Below are 17,337 nucleotides of genomic sequence, written 5' to 3'. Positions count from 1 at the left end.
CATCAGGCCTACCTGTTTCACGGTAACGAAAACGGAGTCCCCAATGGCCATCGAGGCACAGGAAATCGAGGAGCTGATCCGCGACAGCTTCCCGGATGCGGCGATCACCATCACCGATCTGGCAGGCGACGGGAATCACTACGCCGCCGAGGTGGTGGACGAATCCTTTCGCGGCAAGAACCGCGTGCAGCAGCAGCGCGCCGTCTATGCCGCGCTCAAGGGCAAGATGGATGGCCCCTCAGGCGCCCTGCATGCCCTCGCCCTGACCACCAAGGCTCCTGACTGATCGGAAGGCCGCCCAATGGATGTCCGCCTGATTGCAGGCCTGTTACTGTCGCCGTTCCTCATCGTGTTCGTCTACGCAATGTGGAGCGAGCTACTGCGTTGGAAATCCGAAGGGCGCGCGCAGTACGGCCTGACCTATAACGAGGAAACAGGCACCACCCACGTCACCGCCCTGGAAGAGGAAGACGCGGGCTTTGATCCCGAGACCTTCGATCCTGACATCGCAAACGAACACTGGGAAGACAGCGGCACACCCGACAGCGACGATGACACCGACACCCAGACGCGCGGCACCTGACACCCGCCAAACACGAACCACAGGAAAGACGCCATGACCAACGATGCACAAACCCAGATCAAGGATACCGTCACCGCCAACGACGTGGTGCTGTTCATGAAAGGCACCAGCGACGCACCGCAATGCGGCTTCTCCAGCCGCGTCGCCGGTGTGCTCAACTACATGGGCGTCGCCTACAAGGACGTGAACGTGCTGGCCGACGAGGCGATCCGCCAGGGCATCAAGGACTACTCCGACTGGCCCACCATCCCGCAGCTTTACGTCAAGGGCGAGTTTGTAGGCGGCTGCGACATCATCACCGAGATGACCCTGTCGGGCGAACTGGACCAGATGTTCGAGCAAAACGGCGTCACCTACGACAAGGACGCCGCCGAAAAGATCCGCGAAGCCAACGCCTGACCGGCACGCCTGCATCTCCGCGCGGGGTGGGCGACACAGCCCATCCTGCAGCGGTCGATGACCTTGATTTTCGGTTTATTTTTTAAAAGCAATACTTTACCCAAACCACCCCAATGCGGAACACCCAAACACCCAGCCGCCCTATCATATGCATGATTGCCTGCGCCCGTCAGGCACGCTATCCCCTGTCAGACGCCCGCCGGAGCTAGCCGGCGCATGCTCAGGGAGCGCGCATGAACTTCGTGGTCTTCGTCAATGGGCTGATCCTGCTGTTCATGGCCGGGCTGATGCTGACAAACGCGGTGATCTTCCCCGCCACCTCCGAGGAATTCGGCACCTCCGCCCTTATCACCGGCATGGTCGGCACCGCCCTCACCATTACCACCCGCAGCGCCTTTACCGGGCTGCGCCGGCTGCAGACCTTCCTGCTGACCTCAAGCGTGTGGCTGACCGCCGCCCTCGCGGGGGCGCTGCCGCTCTACCTGTGGTCGATGACCCCGGTGGACGCGCTGTTCGAATCCATGTCGGGCATCACCACCACCGGTTCCACCGTGATGACCGGGCTGGATGACACCCCGCAAGGCATCCTGATGTGGCGCGCCATGATGCAGATGCTGGGTGGCGTCGGCTTCATCGTCGTCGGCATTGCCCTGCTGCCGATTCTCAAGGTCGGCGGGATGCAGCTTTTCCGCACCGAAAGCTCCGACAAGAACGACAAGGAGCTGGGCAATGCCGCCCGCTTCGCCTTTGCCACCCTGTCGGTCTATAGCGGACTCATGGTGCTTTGCGCCGTCCTCTACCGCCTGGGCGGGATGAGCGTGTTCGATGCCGCGGCCCATGCCATGACGACGGTCTCGACCGGCGGCTACTCGACCTCCGATGCCTCGTTCGGACAGTTCGACAGCGCCTTCCTGCAATGGACGGCGGTCTTTTTCATGATCATGGGGGCGTTGCCCTTCGCATGGTATATCCGGGTGCTCTATCGCGGACGTCTGCGCAGCGAACAGGTGCTGGCCCTGCTCTGGACTCTGGGCCTCGTTATCGCCTGCGTCAGTCTGTGGTTGACCCTGACCACCGGCACGCCGCCCCTCGACGCGCTGCGGCTGGTGGCGTTCAACGTGGTCTCCGTTGTCACCACTACGGGGTATGCCACCACCGACTATACCCTTTGGGGGCCATTCGCCGTGGCGGTGTTCTTCTTGCTCACCGCGGCCGGCGGCTGCACCGGCTCCACCTCGGGCGGGGTCAAGGCGATGCGCTGGATCATCTTGCTGCGCGCTGCCCGCGCAGAGATCCGCAAGATCTCGCTGCCCAATGCCGTCTCGACCATCCGCTACGAGGGCCGCAAGGTCGAAGACGACGTTATGACCGGCGTGATCTCTTATTTCACCTTCTTCGCGCTGACCTTGGGCTGCCTTGCCTTCGCATTGGGCCTGCTCGGCCTGGACTTCCAGACCGCGCTCAGCGGCGCGCTCACGGCGGTGGCCAATGTCGGCCCCGGCATCGGCCCGGTGATCGGACCGGCCGGCAACTTCGCGCCCCTTGGCGACGCGGCCAAGCTGGCGATCGTGGTGGGCATGTTCCTTGGGCGGCTTGAAATGCTGACGGTGCTGGTGCTGTTCAGCCCCGCCTTCTGGCGCGAGGCCTGAGCGCCACATTTGCCGCGCCCCCCGCGCCGTGCCATGCTGCGCCCATGACAATGCACCCTTTCCCGCCCGAGGCCGTGCTGCACAAGCCGCTGATGGCCAACCTCGCGACAACCGCGCAGGACGGCGCGCCGCGCAACGCGCCCGTGTGGTTCCTGTGGGAGGATGGCGCGCTATGGATGCCCACGACCGACGGCAGTAGCTCCGCCCGCCGCCTTTCGCACGATCCGCGCTGCGCCGTGGAGGTGGTCGAGTTCGACGGCCCCGGCGGCATCCTGCTGCATCTCGGCCTGCGCGGCCGCGCCGAGGTGGTGGCGATGCGCCCTGCCCTGTTCCGCCGCCTGCTGCGCAAATACCTCGGCCCCGAGGAGGATTGGAACCCGTGGTTCATCGACACCATCGCGCGCATCGACGCACCGGGCGGGCGACTGATCCGGTTGGCACCTGACAGCACTTTCACCAACAACGTATCCTATTTCCGCACCGGCCCGGACCTCGCGTTCGCGCCCTGACGGGCCCGCGCGCCGGAGTAGATACGAACCGCGCGGTCAAAGGCGCCCCCAGACCGCTCAGGCCTTGGCGGTCTCCTCGACCCGGTCGGCCAGCGCCTCGGCGCGCGCCGCCAACTCGGCCAGCGTATCGGTCACATCGCCGGGAACAACGGGCACTTCCACGCGCTCCGGTTCGGGCGCGGGGGTGCTGCGAAGCTTCTCAAGCTCGGCTTCCAGCTCTTGGATCTTCTTGTCCTTTTGCTTGACGCTGTCCTCGATCCCGGCGGTCTTGTCGGCCAGCATGAGACCCGCCATCAATAGCATCCGGGCTTCCGGCAGCCGACCGATCTGCCGGGTCAGAACCGACGCCTCGTTGTCCAGCATCGCCGCCGCGGTGTGCAGGAACTGCTCCTCACCCTCCTGGCAGGACACATCAAACCCACGTCCCCCGATCTGAATCTCGATCTCCGGCATCACTTGCCCCCCTTCGCATCGCTGGTCAGCAACGGCTCAAGCGCGGCCTTGATCGCTCGCGCCTCGGACTGCTCTGCCGCGCGTGCGGCGCGCATCGTGTCCAACTCCGCGCTGAGACTGGCGTTGATCATCTCCGCGCTCGCGGCCCCGCCGGCGGATCGCAGGGCTTGCGCATCCTCTTGCAGCGCGGTTTCGGATTTCTTGAGGCTCTCAAGGGCAGCGCCCATTTCCGATAGGGCCTCGCGGGCCTCGGTCAGGTCTTTTTCCAACGCCGCGACCCGCTCGTCATGCTTGCGGTGAAGCGCCTTGATCCGCTCTTCGAGCTGCGCCGTCACAAGGCGCTCATCCTCTAGGTCCTGGCGCAACTTCGCCACGTCCTCCGCGTCGGTATCGACTGCCGGCGCATCGGGGGCGCTTGGTGCCGCGTCACGTTCCGACAGCCCCTCCAGACCCTTCCCGATACGGTCCATCGCCGCCGTCAGTCTGCGTTCAAGTTCGGTGATCTCGCTCATCTTCCTCAAACCCCGTTTTCTTGCGCCTCGCTCAGGCCCGAATCAACCCTGACGCTATTTGGTCCCGAGTTTATCCAATGCTGGGACAAAATGCGCCCCCTTTGACGCCAATGGCTTAGCCCCGTGCTTGATCTTCACCGCTAGGCTGATATGCAGCAGCCAAGCATAGCCATATCAAAGGATGCCAAGCCCGTGGATATCACTGCCCTGCGCACATCTCACCCCGATCACTGGACCAAGTCGGCGGCGATCCGCGCCTTGACGCTCGATGCGGTCCACGCCGCCAATTCCGGCCATTCCGGCATGCCGATGGGCATGGCCGACGTGGCGACGGTTCTTTTTGAGAAACACCTCAAGTTCGATGCCGCCGATCCAAGCTGGCCCGACCGCGACCGGTTCATCCTGTCGGCGGGGCACGGCTCGATGTTGCTGTATTCGCTACTGCACCTGACCGGCTATGCCGACATGACAATGGACGAGATCCGCAACTTCCGCCAATGGGGCTCGCGCACGGCGGGGCATCCCGAATATGGCCATGCCAGCGGGGTCGAGACCACCACCGGCCCGCTGGGACAGGGGATTTCCAACGCCGTCGGCTTCGCCATCGCCGAGGAGGTTCAGCGCGCCCGCTATGGCCGCAAGGTGGTCGATCACATGACCTACGTGATCGCCGGCGACGGCTGCCTGATGGAAGGGGTCAGCCACGAGGCGATCGGCCTTGCGGGGCGGCACCGCCTGGGCAAGTTGGTGGTGCTGTGGGACAACAACAGCATCACCATCGACGGCAAGATCGATCTGGCCGACCGCACCAACCAGATCCAGCGGTTCCGCGCCGCGGGTTGGCATGTGCAGGAAATAGACGGCCACGATCCCGACGCGATCGATGCCGCGCTGACCGCCGCCAAGGCCGCGCGCAAGCCGTCGATGATCGCCTGCAAGACGCATATCGCGCTCGGATCGGCGGCGCAGGATACATCAAAAGGGCATGGCGCGCTGACCGACGAGACGCTGATCGCGGACACCAAGGCCGCCTATGGATGGACGGCGCCGCCGTTCGTGGTCCCGGATGAGATCAAGGCCCAGTGGGAAGAGATCGGCCGCCGCGGCGCGCCCGAGCGCGCGGCATGGCAAGAGCGCCTCGCCACCCTGTCGCAGCGGCGGCAGGACGAGTTTGCCCGCATCTACGCCCGCGAGGCGCCGCGCAAGCTGTCGGCGCGGATCAAGGCGCTGAAAAAGCAGATCAGCGCCGAGGCGCCCAAGGTGGCCACCCGTAAATCCAGCGAACTGGTCCTCGAGGTCATCAACCCGGTCACCCCGGAAACCATCGGCGGCTCGGCCGACCTGAGTGGGTCGAACAACACCAAGACGCCCGATCTGGGCGTGTTCGACCTGGACAACCGCAAGGGCCGCTACATCCACTACGGCGTGCGCGAGCATGGCATGGCGGCGGCAATGAACGGCATGGCCCTGCATGGCGGCGTGCGGCCCTACGGGGGCACCTTCATGTGCTTCACCGATTATGCCCGCCCGGCGATGCGGCTGTCGGCGCTGATGGGGGTTCCGGTGACCTACGTGATGACCCATGACAGCATCGGATTGGGCGAGGATGGCCCCACCCACCAGCCGGTGGAGCACCTCGCGATCAGCCGGGCCACCCCCAACACCCGCGTGTTCCGGCCCTGCGATACGGTCGAGACGGCCGAGGCATGGGAACTGGCCCTGACGGCGAAAACGACGCCCTCGGTTCTGTCGCTGACGCGGCAGGGGGTGCCGACGCTGCGGACCGAGCACCGCAACCGCAACATGGTGGCCAACGGGGCCTACGTGATGGCCGAGGCGACGGGCAAGCGGCAGGCGATCGTGATCGCGACCGGCTCGGAGGTGGCCATCGCGATGGAGGCGCGCGCGCTGCTGGAAGAGGCCGGGATCGGCACGCGGGTCGTGTCGATGCCCTGCATGGAATTGTTCGCCGAGGCCGACGAATCGTGGCGTAAGAAGGTGCTGCCCGGCGGGGCCGTCCGTGTCGGCGTCGAGGCCGGCATGCGTCAAGGATGGGACCGCTGGCTATGCGGCGAGAGGGGCCGCGAGAGCAAGGCCGATTTCGTCGGGATGGACAGTTTCGGCGCCTCGGCCCCGGCGGGGGTTCTGTACGAGGAATTCGGCATCACCGCGCAGGTCGTGGTTGACCGGGTGCGGGCGCTTTTGGCTTGAGGCTCCGGGGGCCGGCCCACTGTGGAGCACATGGGCAAGTCTTTGATATTTATGTGTCAACGACTTCTTCGTGACGCATGGCGCGACCGCCCCGGCGTGATTGGGGCGGTGGTGCTGCGAGCGGCGTGAAGGGTGCGTTTATGCGCGCGGCTTGGGTGTTCGGCCCTGACTTCAAAGGATCAACGTTTGCAATTTTCCACCGGGTCGCGCAGCGATCCGGTTCGCGCCCGACCCCGCCCCCAGGGCGGGCGCGAATTGGCTCAACGTTACAACAAGCCGCAGCGTTGGTGATTTGCCTAGACCGTTCACCAAGCCTTACCGCGCCCACCCTCGGGGCCGGGCGCGAACCTGACGGTGTGGCCATTTCAATGGCACCCCCCATTCAATCATTTTGAGTCAGCCCGGGTCGCTCTGCAGCCCGGGCATGCGCCCGCCCGCCCCAAGGCGCGCGCATGCCCTTTTTTTGTAAGCAGGAGGCGTACCTGTTCAATCCTCGAACAGCTCGCTTTGGCCCTCTAGGGTTTCTTCATCGTCATCCTCGCCCTCGCCCATTTGCGGCAGGCTGCCCGGTGGCGGGCGGTTGTCCAGAAGGCCGGCGGCGCGCAGCTCTTTCAGGCCGGGTAAGTCGCGGGCACTTTCCAAGCCGAAGTGATCGAGAAACCCTTGCGTCACGACGAATGTCACCGGCCGGCCCGGCGTCATCTTGCGACGGCCAAAGCGTATCCATTCCATCTCGATCAACTGATCGACGGTGCCGCGGCTGACGGAAACGCCGCGGATTTCCTCGATCTCGGCGCGGGTGACGGGTTGATGATAGGCGATGATCGCCAGCGTCTCGATCGCGGCGCGGCTGAGCTTGCGGGTTTCGACGGTTTCGCGGTGCATCAGGTGGCCCAGATCGGGCGCGGTGCGCATCGCCCACGCATCGCCTACCTTGACCAGCCGCACGCCGCGCCCCTCGTAGCGGCGACGCAGATGCGCCAGCGCCTCGGCCGGATCGCAGCCATGCGGCATCCTGTCGGTCAGCTCGGCCACCGTGACCGGCTCGGCGGTGGCGAAAAGGATCGCCTCGACCATGCGCTCCTGCTCGCCGATCGGTGGGGCCTCGAACAGGCTTTCGCCGGTGTCTTGGTTTTCTTCGGTGTCCTTATTCTCGTCGCTCATCATCCTACTCCTTGCGGCGCATCTGGATCGGCGCGAAGGTTTCGCTCTGGCGTAGCTCGACGCTGCCTTCCTTGACCAGTTCCAGCGAGGCGGCAAAGGTCGAAGCGGTGGCCGAGCGCCGCCGCGAGGGGTCTTCTGTCCAGCCATCCGGCAGGAAGCCGGCGATATCCGTCCAATCGGCCGAATAGCCGATCAGCCCACGCAAGCGATCAAGCGCCTCTTCCATGGTGAACACAGCGTCGCGGTCCATCACGTAGGGGCGAAATTCATCGCGGGTGCGCAGCCGCGCATAGCCCTGCATCAAGTCCAGCAGCGTCGCGGTGTAGCGCACCTTGCGGATGCGTGTCATATCCTCGGGCAGGCCGCGGGCAAAGATGTCGCGGCCCAGCCGGTCGCGCGCCATCAGCTTGGCCGCCGCATCGCGCATCGCCTGGAGCCGCTCCAGCTGAAACGCGAGGTGGGCGGCCATTTCCTCGCCCGAGGGGCCCTCTTCTTCAGGGTCGGGAGGCAGCAGGAGGCGCGATTTGAGATAGGCCAGCCACGCCGCCATCACCAGGTAATCGGCGGCCAGCTCCAGCCTGAGCTGCTTGGCGCGCTCCACGAAGGTCAGGTACTGGCGCGCCAGTTCAAGAATCGAGATGCGGCGCAGGTCCACCTTTTGCGTGCGCGACAGCGACAGCAGCAAATCGAGCGGCCCCTCGAACCCATCGACATCGACGATCAACGCCTCGGCTGCCAGCCGCGCGGCGACGGCGCCTTCTGCCTGCTCGGCGGTATCCTCCTGGAATGTGTCGTCAGCCATGCCTGCGCCCGTTGCCAAGCGTCTCAAGCTGCGCGGTGAGCGCGCTTATGTCAACATCATCGGGCGTGTGGCGGGCGGCAATCACGGCCTCGGCACGGCGTAGGGCGGCGCCCGACAGGCGCCCGGCGGCGGCGGCCACGGCGCGTTTCTCGTCCAACGCGCCGTTGCAGTGCAGCACCACGTCGCAGCCCGCCGCAAGGGCAGCGCGGCCTAGGTCGGCGGGCGCGCCGCTCAACGCTTTCATCGAGATGTCATCGCTCATGATCAGGCCGTCAAAGCCGATATCGTCGCGGATAAGCGCCATCACCACCGGCGACAGGGTGGCGGGCAGATCGTCAAGCGCCCGATAGACGACATGCGCCGTCATCGCCATCGGCAGGTCCGACAGGGCGCGGAACGGGGCAAAATCCACTTGTTGCAGGGTCTCGGCCTCCGCGTCGACCATAGGCAGGGTCTCGTGACTATCGACGACCGCGCGGCCATGGCCGGGAATGTGTTTGAGCACCGGCAGCACGCCGCCCGCCATCAGCCCATCGGCCACCGCCCGTGCCAGTAGCGCCACCTGCCCCGGCGCATCGCCGTAGCAGCGGTTGCGCAAAAACGGGTGCGTGCGCGGGCCGATCACGTCGGCCAGCGGGGCGCAATTGCTGTCGATGCCAAGCACGCGCAGGTCATGCGCAATGATGCGGGCGCGCAGGTACATCGCAACGCCGGCGTCCTGCCCCGCGCGCTCGATCTGGTCCAACGCGGGGGGCCAGTCATGCGCAAGAGGCGGGTGCAGGCGCTGCACACGGCCCCCTTCCTGATCGATGGTGATGGGGGCGTCGCGGCCGACGCAATCGCGCAACTCGGCGCAAAGCGCGCGCAGTTGCGCGGCGTCCTCGATATTGCGGGCGAATAGGATAAAGCCGAACGGGTCCACGGCGCGAAAAAACGCGCGCTCCTCCGCGCTCAGCCGGGGACCGAGCGGGTCGAGGATGACCGCACCGGGCGCGCTCACCGCGTGACGACCGGGATGCAATCGGCGTTCTCGGCCACCAGGGCCGAGCAGAACCGCCGCGCATCCCCCAGGTCGGCAAAGCCCATGGCCCTGAGCCGGTAGAAGGTGCGCCCGCCGCTTTCGGCGCGCTGGATCACGCGCCTCTTGCCGGTAAGGTAATCGCCGAACCGCGCCGACAGGCGGGTCCATTCGCTGCGCGCCACGTCGGGGCTGTCGAAGGCGCCAAGCTGCACCAGGCGGGTGCCGGGCGCGATGGTGGCCGGGTCCACGTCGACGGGGCCGCTGCCCGGGTTGACCGCCGCGTCGGTTGAGGCCAGCCGCGCCACCACCTGTTCGGGCCGCACGCGCGGGCGCAGCGAAATGGCCAGGCCATCGGCGACCTCGGGTGCCGTTTCAGTGTCGGCTGCGGCGGCGGTTTCCTCGGCCGGTTCTGGGGCGGGTTCGGGCGCGGCCTCGTCGGTTTTCGCCAGCGGCTTTGCCTCGGCGGTCAGCTCGGCAAGCAGGGCCTCCATGCCCGCGTCTTGGGTGGTCTCGCCTGTGGTCTCGTCGGTGGCCGTTTCCTGCGGCTGCGCGGCTTTTTCCTCGGTCAACTTGGCCGCCGGGGCGTCCTCTTCGGTCAGGTCCAGCGGCGGCGGCGCCAGAACAAGGCGGTCCGCCGGCGCCTCGGCCGCGCCTTCGGCGGCGACGGTGTTCACCGCCAACCCCATGTTTTCCGCAAGTTTCCCGCCCGGATCGTCGGGTTGCACGCGCATCGGCCCGCTGGCCGCGCGGATCACGGGCACGCCGCTCACGTCGCGCACCAGCAGGCGGTAGCCCCATGTGCACACCCCCACGATCAGCAGCAGCGATACCGCTGCCCCGATCCAGTTCACGACTGTCTTGATGCTTTGCCCGTCCCGGGGCGCGTCAATGCGCCCTGTTGCCTGAATATCCGCCATAGTCGCCTTTCTGCGCCCGGATGCGTGATGCACCGGGTGCGTCCTGCTCTGCCTTCCGGCCGGCGGCTGGCGCCTTATGTTCAGCGCATTTCTTCCACCGGCGTAACTCCAAGAATACCAAGGCCAGCGGAAATAACAACGGTCACGGCGCGGGCCAGCGCCAATTTCGAGCGTGTTGTGGCCTCGTCACCATCTTGGACGAATCGCAAGGCGGGCTCTTCGTTGCCGCGGTTCCACAAGCTGTGGAACTCGCTGGCAAGGTCGTAGAGGTAGAAGGCGATGCGGTGCGGCTCGTTGGTGCGGCCGGCGATCTCGACCATGCGGGGCCACTCGGCCAGCTTGCGCGCAACGGCCAGCTCGGACGGATGGGTCAGACCGCTCAGGTCGGCGCCGGCAAGAGCGGCGTCATCGACGTTCAGCCCCGCCTCGCGCGCCTTGCGCTGTGCACTGCACACCCTCGCATGGGCGTATTGCACGTAGAACACCGGGTTTTCCCGGGTTTGCTCAAGCACCTTGGCAAAGTCGAAATCAAGCGGCGCGTCATTCTTGCGGGTCAGCATGTGAAACCGGGTCACGTCGGGTCCGACCTGATCGACCACGTCGCGCAGGGTCACGAAATTGCCGGCCCGCTTGGACATCTTGAACGGCTCGCCGTTCTTCCACAGCTTGACCAGTTGGCACAGCTTCACATCCAGTGGCACGCGCCCCTCCGACAGGGCCGAAACCGCGGCCTTCAGTCGTTTGACATAGCCGCCGTGATCAGCGCCCAGCACGTCAATCAGCAAATCGAACCCGCGCTCGATCTTGTCGTGATGGTAGGCGATATCGGGGGCGAAATAGGTCCACGCGCCATCGGATTTCATGATCGGGCGATCCACGTCATCGCCATGCGCGGTAGAGCGGAACAGCGTTTGCTCGCGCGGCTCCCAATCCTCGGGGCGCTTGCCCTTGGGCGGCTCCAGAACGCCACGATAGATCAGATCGCGCGCGCGCAGGTTCTCAATCGCCTCTTCGATCCGGCCGGTGCCGTAGAGGGACTTTTCGCTAAAGAACACGTCCATCTCGATGCCGAGCGCAGCCAAATCGGCGCGGATCATGTGCATCATCGCGTCGGTGGCGAAATCACGCAGATCGTCAAGCCATTCGGCCTCGGGTTTGCCGACCAGCGCGTCGCCGTATTGCGCGGCCAGCGCCTCGCCCACCGGGATCAGGTAATTGCCGGGATAGGTGCCATCCTCGAACGCAACTTCCTGGCCGTTGGCCTCAAGGTACCGCAGGTAGACCGACCGGGCCAGCACATCCACCTGCGCGCCGCCATCGTTGATATAGTATTCGCGCGTCACCTCGTAGCCCGCGAAATCCAGCAGCGCCGCCAGCGCATCACCGAACACCGCGCCGCGCGTGTGGCCCACGTGCAGCGGCCCGGTGGGATTGGCGCTGACGAACTCAACGTTCACGCGCTTGCCCTGGCCAAGGTCGGAGCGGCCGAAATCGGGGCCGGTCAGGATCGCGTGGCGCACGGTGTCCTGCCAGACGGTATCGCTCAGCGCCATGTTGATGAACCCCGGCCCGGCCACGTCGACCCGCGCGATACGGGTGTCCGCGCTTAGCCGGGCGGCAAGCGCCTCGGCGATATCGCGGGGCTTGCCACCGGCGGGCTTGGCCAGAACCATCGCCGCGTTGGTGGCCATGTCGCCATGCGCGGGATCTCGGGGCGGCTCGACCGCGACGTTGCCAGTATCCAGCCCCGCAGGCAGCGCGCCCTCGTCCATCATGGCCGAGAGGCTGTCCAACACGAGCGCGCGAATGTCGGTGAAGAGGTTCATCAAGGTATCCTTTCAGCTTGCGCGCGGGTTTACCACGCGCGCGGCGAAGGTCAACGCCTCTTGCCCGGGGGCGGGGCGTGTGATGGGTGCGCCCCCTACCCTATTCCCCCCACCGGATCGCCCCGCGACCCGGCTCGCGCCCGACACCGCCCGGCGGTGCCGCCGGGCGGGCCGCGTATCCGCCATGTTGCGCCCAGCCTTGTAGCGCCCTGCCCGCCTCACACCCCCGAGCGGGGCAGCGCGGCGGGTTTGCCGGTCAGGCGCGCGTGCTCGTCCAGAGCGAAGCGGTCGGTCATGCCGGCGATATAGTCGCTGACCGTACGCGCAAGGGGCTGCGCGCCGGTGCCATCGCCGACCTGCGCGCGCCATTCGGGCGGCATCAGGCCCGGGTCATTCATGAACAGGGTGAACAGCTCGTCCACCACGACGGTAACCCGCGCGCGCATCTCCATCACCGCAGGCGCGCGGTACATCCGTCTGAACAAAAACGCGCGCACCACCTTCAGATCGGCCCATATTTCGGGCGAAAACCGCGCCACCATCGCGGGCGCGGCGCGGATATCGGCGGCGCAGTGCGGGTCAAGCCGGTCCAGCGCCGCTCGCGTGCAATCGATCACGTCGCCCACCAGGATGCCAAAAAACCGGCGCAACACCTCGTGCTGGCGGCGCGGCGGTTCAAGGTTCGGGTGGCGGGCGTCCACCTCGGCAAAGCAATCGCGCAGCATCGGCAGCTCGGCGATATCGGCCATCGTGAACAGCCCCGCGCGCAGCCCGTCATGCAGGTCGTGGTTGTTGTAGGCGATATCATCGGACAGCGCGGCAACCTGCGCCTCGGCATTGGCGTTGGTCGACAGCTCAAGATCATGGCGCGCATTGTAAGCGGCCAGTGCCCAGGGCACGGGAGCCTCGACCGGCCCGTTATGCTTGGCGATGCCCTCCAGCGTCTCCCATGTCAGGTTGAGCCCATCCCACGTCGCGTAATGCCGCTCAAGCGCGGTGACGATGCGGATCGCCTGCGCGTTGTGATCAAAGCCGCCATAGGGCTGCATCCGCGCGGCAAGCGCATCCTCGCCGGTATGGCCAAAGGGCGTGTGGCCCAGGTCATGCGCCAGCGCAACCGCCTCGGTCAGTTCTTCATTGAGGCCAAGCGCCCCCGAGATCGTGCGCGCTACCTGCGCGACCTCGATCGAATGGGTCAGGCGGGTGCGGAAATAATCGCCCTCATGCTCGACAAAGACCTGCGTCTTGTGCTTGAGCCGCCGGAAAGCGCTGGAATGGATGATGCGATCGCGATCGCGCTGAAACGCGGTGCGAAAGGTGCTTTCCTCTTCGGGATAGAGCCTGCCCCGGCTGAGGGCCGGATCGGCAGCATACGGCGCAGTCATTTACGGTGATCCTTGTCCCTGATACCCCCCGCTCATATATTCCATTCATGACAAATGCGAAACCGTCAGGAGAGCAGCCATGCAACTTCCGCCCAAGGTGACAGACCGCGCCTATGCTCGATTGTGCGAGATTGGCGCCGCCGATCAGGGGCAGGCCCTGCGCGTCGCGGTCGAGGGCGGGGGCTGTTCGGGGTTCCAATACGACATCCGGCTGGATCAGCCGGCAGACGATGACGTGGTCCTGGAAAAGGACGGTCAGCGCGTGGTGGTCGATTCCGTCTCGATGCCCTTCCTGGCGGGGGCGACCATCGATTTCACCGAAGAACTGATCGGCGCGCGGTTCACCATCGACAACCCCAACGCCAGCAGTTCCTGCGGCTGCGGCACGTCGTTCTCGATCTGACCCGCCAGCGCCGGGGCGGTTGCACGTCGCGCACGCCTGCCCGATAACAAGGGGCACGCGACAACAGGATGCCGCCCATGAAAATCGCCACATTCAACATCAACGGGATCAAGGCCCGCTTGAACGCCCTCACCGATTGGCTGCAGGAGGCGCAGCCCGATGTTGCGCTGCTGCAGGAGATCAAGACCGTCGATGAAGGCTTTCCCGCCCAGCATTTCGAGGACATGGGTTACAACGTGGCGACCCACGGGCAAAAGGGGTTCAACGGCGTTGCGATCCTGTCGAAACTGCCGCTGGAAGACATCAGCCGCGGCCTGCCGGGCAATAACGAGGACGAGCAGGCCCGCTGGATCGAGGCCACGGTCGTCGGGACCCGCGCGCTGCGCCTGTGCGCGCTTTACCTGCCCAACGGCAACCCCGCGCCGGGGCCCAAGTTCGATTACAAGCTGGCATGGATGGCGCGTCTGAAGGATCGCGCCGCCGCCCTTCTGGACAGCGAAGAACCAGTGGTGATGGCGGGCGATTACAACATCATCCCCCAGGACGAGGACGCCAAAAACCCCGAGGCCTGGGCCGACGATGCGCTGGCCCTGCCGCAGGCGCGCGACGCGTTCCGCCGGGTGCTCAACCTTGGCTTCACCGACGCGTTCCGCGCCCGCACCCTGGGGCCGGGGCACTACACGTTCTGGGATTACCAGGGCGGCGCGTGGCGGCGCGATCACGGCATACGCATCGACCACATCCTGCTTAGCCCGCAAGCGGCCGACCTGCTGACAGAGTGCCGGATCGACCGCGATATCCGCGACCGCGAAAAGCCGTCGGATCACGTGCCGATCTGGGTCGAGCTCGACGCCTGACCGGCCCCGCGCCCTTTCCCGCCGCCCAGTCAACGCTAAAACATCCCTATGCCCTATGAATGGACAGATCAGCCCACGACGGGCACCCGGCGCCTGACGCTCTGGCCGCACCGCTCGCTGCCGCGGCGGGGATTCGCGGCCTTTATCCTTGCGACATTCGCCCTGATCACGGTGCCGCTTTACCCGCTTTTGGGCACGGTGCTTCTGTGGGGGCTGCTGCCGTTCGTGCTGCTGGCGGTGGCGGGACTGTGGTGGGGGCTGGAGCGGTCCTACCGCGATGCCGACATCCGCGAAGAGCTGACCATCGGGCCGCAGGACATCCACTTGCTGCGCACCGAACCGCGTGGCCAGCGGCGCGAATGGGACTGCAACAGCTACTGGGCGCGCGCAACGCTGCACGCCACCGGTGGCCCGGTCGCGCATTACCTGACCCTCAAGGGCGAGGGCCGCGAAGTGGAAATCGGCGCGTTCCTGTCCGAGGACGAGCGCAAGGCGCTTTATGGCGAGCTGTCGGACGCCCTGCGCACGGCGCGCGGCGCCTGACGGCACTCAGCCCGACAGCGCAGCGCAGGCTGGGCCGCCGGATGCCTTCGGCGAGGATATTTATGGCCAGAAGAAGCCCCTTGGAGCTTTCTTTGTATTTCTTCTGGCCTGAAATATCCCGGGGGAGGCGCCGGAGGCGGCGGGGGCAGAGCCCCCATGTCGCGCGCGGTGGCCGCTGGCTTAGCTCAGGCGGTCCTTGACCATCGGCCCGACGACGCCGAAATCCATTTGCCCGGTATACCGCGCCTTGAGCGCTGCCATCACCTTGCCCATGTCGCGGATCGAGCTGGCGCCGCAAGCCGCGATTTCCTTGTCGATCGCCTCGGCGATTTCCTTGTCGCCCAGTTGCCGGGGCAGGAATTCCTCGATCACGGCGATTTCCGCGCGCTCGGATTCGGCCAGGTCGAGGCGGCCACCCTCCTCGTAGGCGCGGACGCTTTCCTGGCGCTGTTTGACCATCTTGCCAAGGATTGTCAGTATCTCGCTATCGCCAATGGCGCCGTCGCCATCGCCGCCGCGCGCGGCGATCTCGCGGTCCTTGATCGCCGCATTGATCAGCCGCAGCGTTGACAACCTGTTGGTCGCCTTGTCCCGCATGGCCTGTTTCAGGGCCGTGCTGATCCGGTCTCGCATGTCCATCGTGATCCTATCCCATCAGGGTTTTTCCGAGACCGCCGACAGTATCCAATGCGCGGCCGGGTTTCAACAGGCCGCGAGGCGGCGCAGCCCCTTGTTATAAAGCGCCCCGGGAACGTGCGCGGGCGCGCGCGGGCCCTTGACCCCGCACGCCCGCGCACGTAGGAGACGGCAAACCGCCACGCACGCCCCCGGAGATCTGCCATGGCCCAATCCCAGAAATCCCACCCGACCGCTTGCCTTGCCCTTGCTGACGGCACGCTGTTTTACGGATACGGCTTTGGCGCCACCGGCCAAACGCAGGCCGAGCTGTGTTTCAACACGGCGATGACCGGCTACCAGGAAATCATGACCGATCCGTCCTATGCCGGGCAGGTCGTGACGTTTACCTTTCCGCATGTGGGCAATGTCGGCGTGAACCCCGACGACGATGAAACCGCCGAGCCCGTCGCCGAAGGCATGGTGGTCAAGTGGAACCCGACCGAGCCGAGCAACTGGCGCGCGACCGAGACGCTGTCGGCCTGGCTGGCGCGGCGCGGGCGGATCGCGATCGGCGGCGTTGACACCCGGCGCCTGACCCGCGCGATCCGGCAGCAAGGCGCGCCGCATGTGGCGCTGGCGCATGACCCTGAGGGCAATTTCGACATCGCCGCGCTGGTCGCCGCCGCACGCGGCTTTGCCGGGCTGGAGGGGGTCGACCTGGCGCGCGAGGTGACTTGCGCGCAGAGCTACCGCTGGGACACCACGCGCTGGGCCTGGCCAGACGGATTCGGCCGGCAGGAGGCGCCGCGCCACCGCGTCGTCGCCATCGATTACGGCGCGAAACGCAACATCCTGCGCTGCCTTGCCTCTGCGGGGTGCGACGTGACGGTCCTGCCCGCCACCGCCAGCGCCGAAGAAGTTCTAGCGCATGAGCCCGACGGCGTATTCCTGTCCAACGGGCCGGGCGATCCGGCGGCGACCGGCGCCTATGCTGTGCCGATGATCAACGCCGTGCTGGAGCGCGGCCTCCCGGTGTTCGGGATCTGCCTTGGGCACCAGATGCTGGCGCTGGCGCTGGGGGCGAAGACGGTCAAGATGAACCACGGCCACCACGGCGCCAATCACCCGGTCAAGGACCTGGAGACCGGCAAGGTCGAGATCACCAGCATGAACCACGGCTTTGCCGTGGACAGCCAGAGCCTGCCCGACGGTGTCAAGGAAACCCACGTGTCGCTGTTCGACGGATCGAACTGCGGTTTGCGCCTGACCGACCGGCCGGTGTTCTCGGTGCAGTACCACCCCGAGGCCAGCCCCGGCCCACAGGACAGTTTCTACCTGTTCGAGCGGTTTACCGCCTCGATGGCCGAGCGCGCGCCGGCCTAAAGAGTGGCCTCCAAGTTCCTGTTAACACTGCATTAACCATTCTGCCTCAACCTTTTGGTAACCCGTTCACTTTGAAACGGCACCGAAGAGACAGGCAGGATG

19 protein-coding genes are annotated in these 17,337 nt (G+C 66.0%); 10 read left to right on the top strand and 9 right to left on the bottom strand.

Translation table 11 applies throughout. The features are described 5' to 3' along the window. The first annotated feature begins 43 nt into the window (after positions 1–43). The 5 genes from G568_RS0109490 to G568_RS0109470 all read left to right on the top strand — a co-directional run bounded on the left by G568_RS0109490 (position 44) and on the right by G568_RS0109470 (position 3,140). Positions 44–286, top strand: a complete 243-nt coding sequence (locus tag G568_RS0109490) for a BolA/IbaG family iron-sulfur metabolism protein (protein WP_026757802.1) — start codon at positions 44–46, stop codon at positions 284–286. Positions 287–301: 15 nt separating this feature from the next. Then, positions 302–583, top strand: a complete 282-nt coding sequence (locus G568_RS0109485) for a hypothetical protein (protein ID WP_026757801.1) — start codon at positions 302–304, stop codon at positions 581–583. Positions 584–616: 33 nt separating this feature from the next. Beyond that, on the top strand, positions 617–982 hold the full coding sequence (grxD, locus tag G568_RS0109480; protein WP_026757800.1) for a Grx4 family monothiol glutaredoxin: 366 nt from the start codon (positions 617–619) through the stop codon (positions 980–982). Between the two features lie 233 nt (positions 983–1,215). After that, on the top strand, positions 1,216–2,631 hold the full coding sequence (locus G568_RS0109475) for a TrkH family potassium uptake protein (protein ID WP_026757799.1): 1,416 nt from the start codon (positions 1,216–1,218) through the stop codon (positions 2,629–2,631). A gap of 44 nt (positions 2,632–2,675) precedes the next feature. Beyond that, the gene (locus tag G568_RS0109470; protein ID WP_026757798.1) at positions 2,676–3,140 is read left to right on the top strand and encodes a pyridoxamine 5'-phosphate oxidase family protein; all 465 of its coding nucleotides are present in this window, start codon (positions 2,676–2,678) and stop codon (positions 3,138–3,140) included. A 57-nt stretch (positions 3,141–3,197) separates the two neighbouring features. On the opposite strand, the gene G568_RS0109465 is transcribed toward G568_RS0109470, so the two are convergent. Beyond that, positions 3,198–3,593 (bottom strand): cell division protein ZapA, encoded by a 396-nt coding sequence (locus G568_RS0109465; RefSeq protein ID WP_026757797.1) that lies wholly within the window; start codon positions 3,591–3,593, stop codon positions 3,198–3,200. Continuing rightward, complete coding sequence (locus G568_RS0109460) at positions 3,593–4,105, bottom strand: hypothetical protein (RefSeq protein WP_026757796.1); 513 nt, start codon at positions 4,103–4,105, stop codon at positions 3,593–3,595. Before G568_RS0109460 ends, G568_RS0109465 begins: the two co-directional genes overlap by 1 nt. A gap of 192 nt (positions 4,106–4,297) precedes the next feature. On the opposite strand from G568_RS0109460, the gene tkt reads away from it, so the two are divergent. Beyond that, positions 4,298–6,316 carry a transketolase gene (gene tkt / locus G568_RS0109455; protein WP_026757795.1) on the top strand — a complete coding sequence of 673 codons (2,019 nt, stop codon included), beginning with the start codon at positions 4,298–4,300 and terminating at the stop codon, positions 6,314–6,316. A gap of 486 nt (positions 6,317–6,802) precedes the next feature. Here the strand turns inward: tkt and scpB are convergent, their stop codons facing one another. The 6 genes from scpB to G568_RS0109425 all read right to left on the bottom strand — a co-directional run bounded on the left by scpB (position 6,803) and on the right by G568_RS0109425 (position 13,431). Further along, the gene (scpB, locus tag G568_RS0109450; RefSeq protein WP_026757794.1) at positions 6,803–7,480 is read right to left on the bottom strand and encodes an SMC-Scp complex subunit ScpB; all 678 of its coding nucleotides are present in this window, start codon (positions 7,478–7,480) and stop codon (positions 6,803–6,805) included. A 4-nt stretch (positions 7,481–7,484) separates the two neighbouring features. Then, positions 7,485–8,282, bottom strand: coding sequence for a segregation and condensation protein A (locus G568_RS0109445; RefSeq protein WP_026757793.1), 798 nt, complete (start codon positions 8,280–8,282; stop codon positions 7,485–7,487). Beyond that, positions 8,275–9,282, bottom strand: a complete 1,008-nt coding sequence (nagZ, locus tag G568_RS0109440) for a beta-N-acetylhexosaminidase (RefSeq protein WP_037373963.1) — start codon at positions 9,280–9,282, stop codon at positions 8,275–8,277. Before nagZ ends, G568_RS0109445 begins: the two co-directional genes overlap by 8 nt. Beyond that, positions 9,279–10,220 (bottom strand): SPOR domain-containing protein, encoded by a 942-nt coding sequence (locus G568_RS20690; RefSeq protein WP_026757791.1) that lies wholly within the window; start codon positions 10,218–10,220, stop codon positions 9,279–9,281. The genes nagZ and G568_RS20690 overlap by 4 nt, the downstream gene beginning before the upstream one ends. A gap of 80 nt (positions 10,221–10,300) precedes the next feature. Next, the gene (gene argS / locus G568_RS0109430) at positions 10,301–12,046 is read right to left on the bottom strand and encodes an arginine--tRNA ligase (RefSeq protein WP_026757790.1); all 1,746 of its coding nucleotides are present in this window, start codon (positions 12,044–12,046) and stop codon (positions 10,301–10,303) included. Between the two features lie 218 nt (positions 12,047–12,264). Next, positions 12,265–13,431, bottom strand: coding sequence for a deoxyguanosinetriphosphate triphosphohydrolase (locus G568_RS0109425; protein ID WP_026757789.1), 1,167 nt, complete (start codon positions 13,429–13,431; stop codon positions 12,265–12,267). A gap of 79 nt (positions 13,432–13,510) precedes the next feature. Between G568_RS0109425 and G568_RS0109420 the strand changes: the two genes are divergently transcribed. The 3 genes from G568_RS0109420 (at position 13,511) to G568_RS0109410 (ending at position 15,234) form a co-directional block, all read left to right on the top strand. Further along, entirely contained in the window at positions 13,511–13,834 is a 324-nt protein-coding gene (locus tag G568_RS0109420) for a HesB/IscA family protein (protein ID WP_026757788.1), read from the top strand. Between the two features lie 77 nt (positions 13,835–13,911). Beyond that, complete coding sequence (xth, locus tag G568_RS0109415; RefSeq protein WP_026757787.1) at positions 13,912–14,691, top strand: exodeoxyribonuclease III; 780 nt, start codon at positions 13,912–13,914, stop codon at positions 14,689–14,691. A gap of 48 nt (positions 14,692–14,739) precedes the next feature. Next, positions 14,740–15,234, top strand: coding sequence for a DUF2244 domain-containing protein (locus G568_RS0109410; RefSeq protein ID WP_026757786.1), 495 nt, complete (start codon positions 14,740–14,742; stop codon positions 15,232–15,234). Between the two features lie 180 nt (positions 15,235–15,414). Here the strand turns inward: G568_RS0109410 and G568_RS0109405 are convergent, their stop codons facing one another. Next, on the bottom strand, positions 15,415–15,873 hold the full coding sequence (locus G568_RS0109405; protein WP_026757785.1) for a GatB/YqeY domain-containing protein: 459 nt from the start codon (positions 15,871–15,873) through the stop codon (positions 15,415–15,417). A 201-nt stretch (positions 15,874–16,074) separates the two neighbouring features. Between G568_RS0109405 and carA the strand changes: the two genes are divergently transcribed. Next, positions 16,075–17,235 carry a glutamine-hydrolyzing carbamoyl-phosphate synthase small subunit gene (gene carA / locus G568_RS0109400; RefSeq protein ID WP_026757784.1) on the top strand — a complete coding sequence of 387 codons (1,161 nt, stop codon included), beginning with the start codon at positions 16,075–16,077 and terminating at the stop codon, positions 17,233–17,235. Positions 17,236–17,337 lie beyond the last annotated feature (102 nt).

It is taken from the genome of Sediminimonas qiaohouensis DSM 21189, from assembly GCF_000423645.1.
Classification (GTDB): Bacteria; Pseudomonadota; Alphaproteobacteria; order Rhodobacterales; family Rhodobacteraceae; genus Sediminimonas; species Sediminimonas qiaohouensis.
This window is presented reverse-complemented; position numbering and strand designations above follow the sequence as displayed.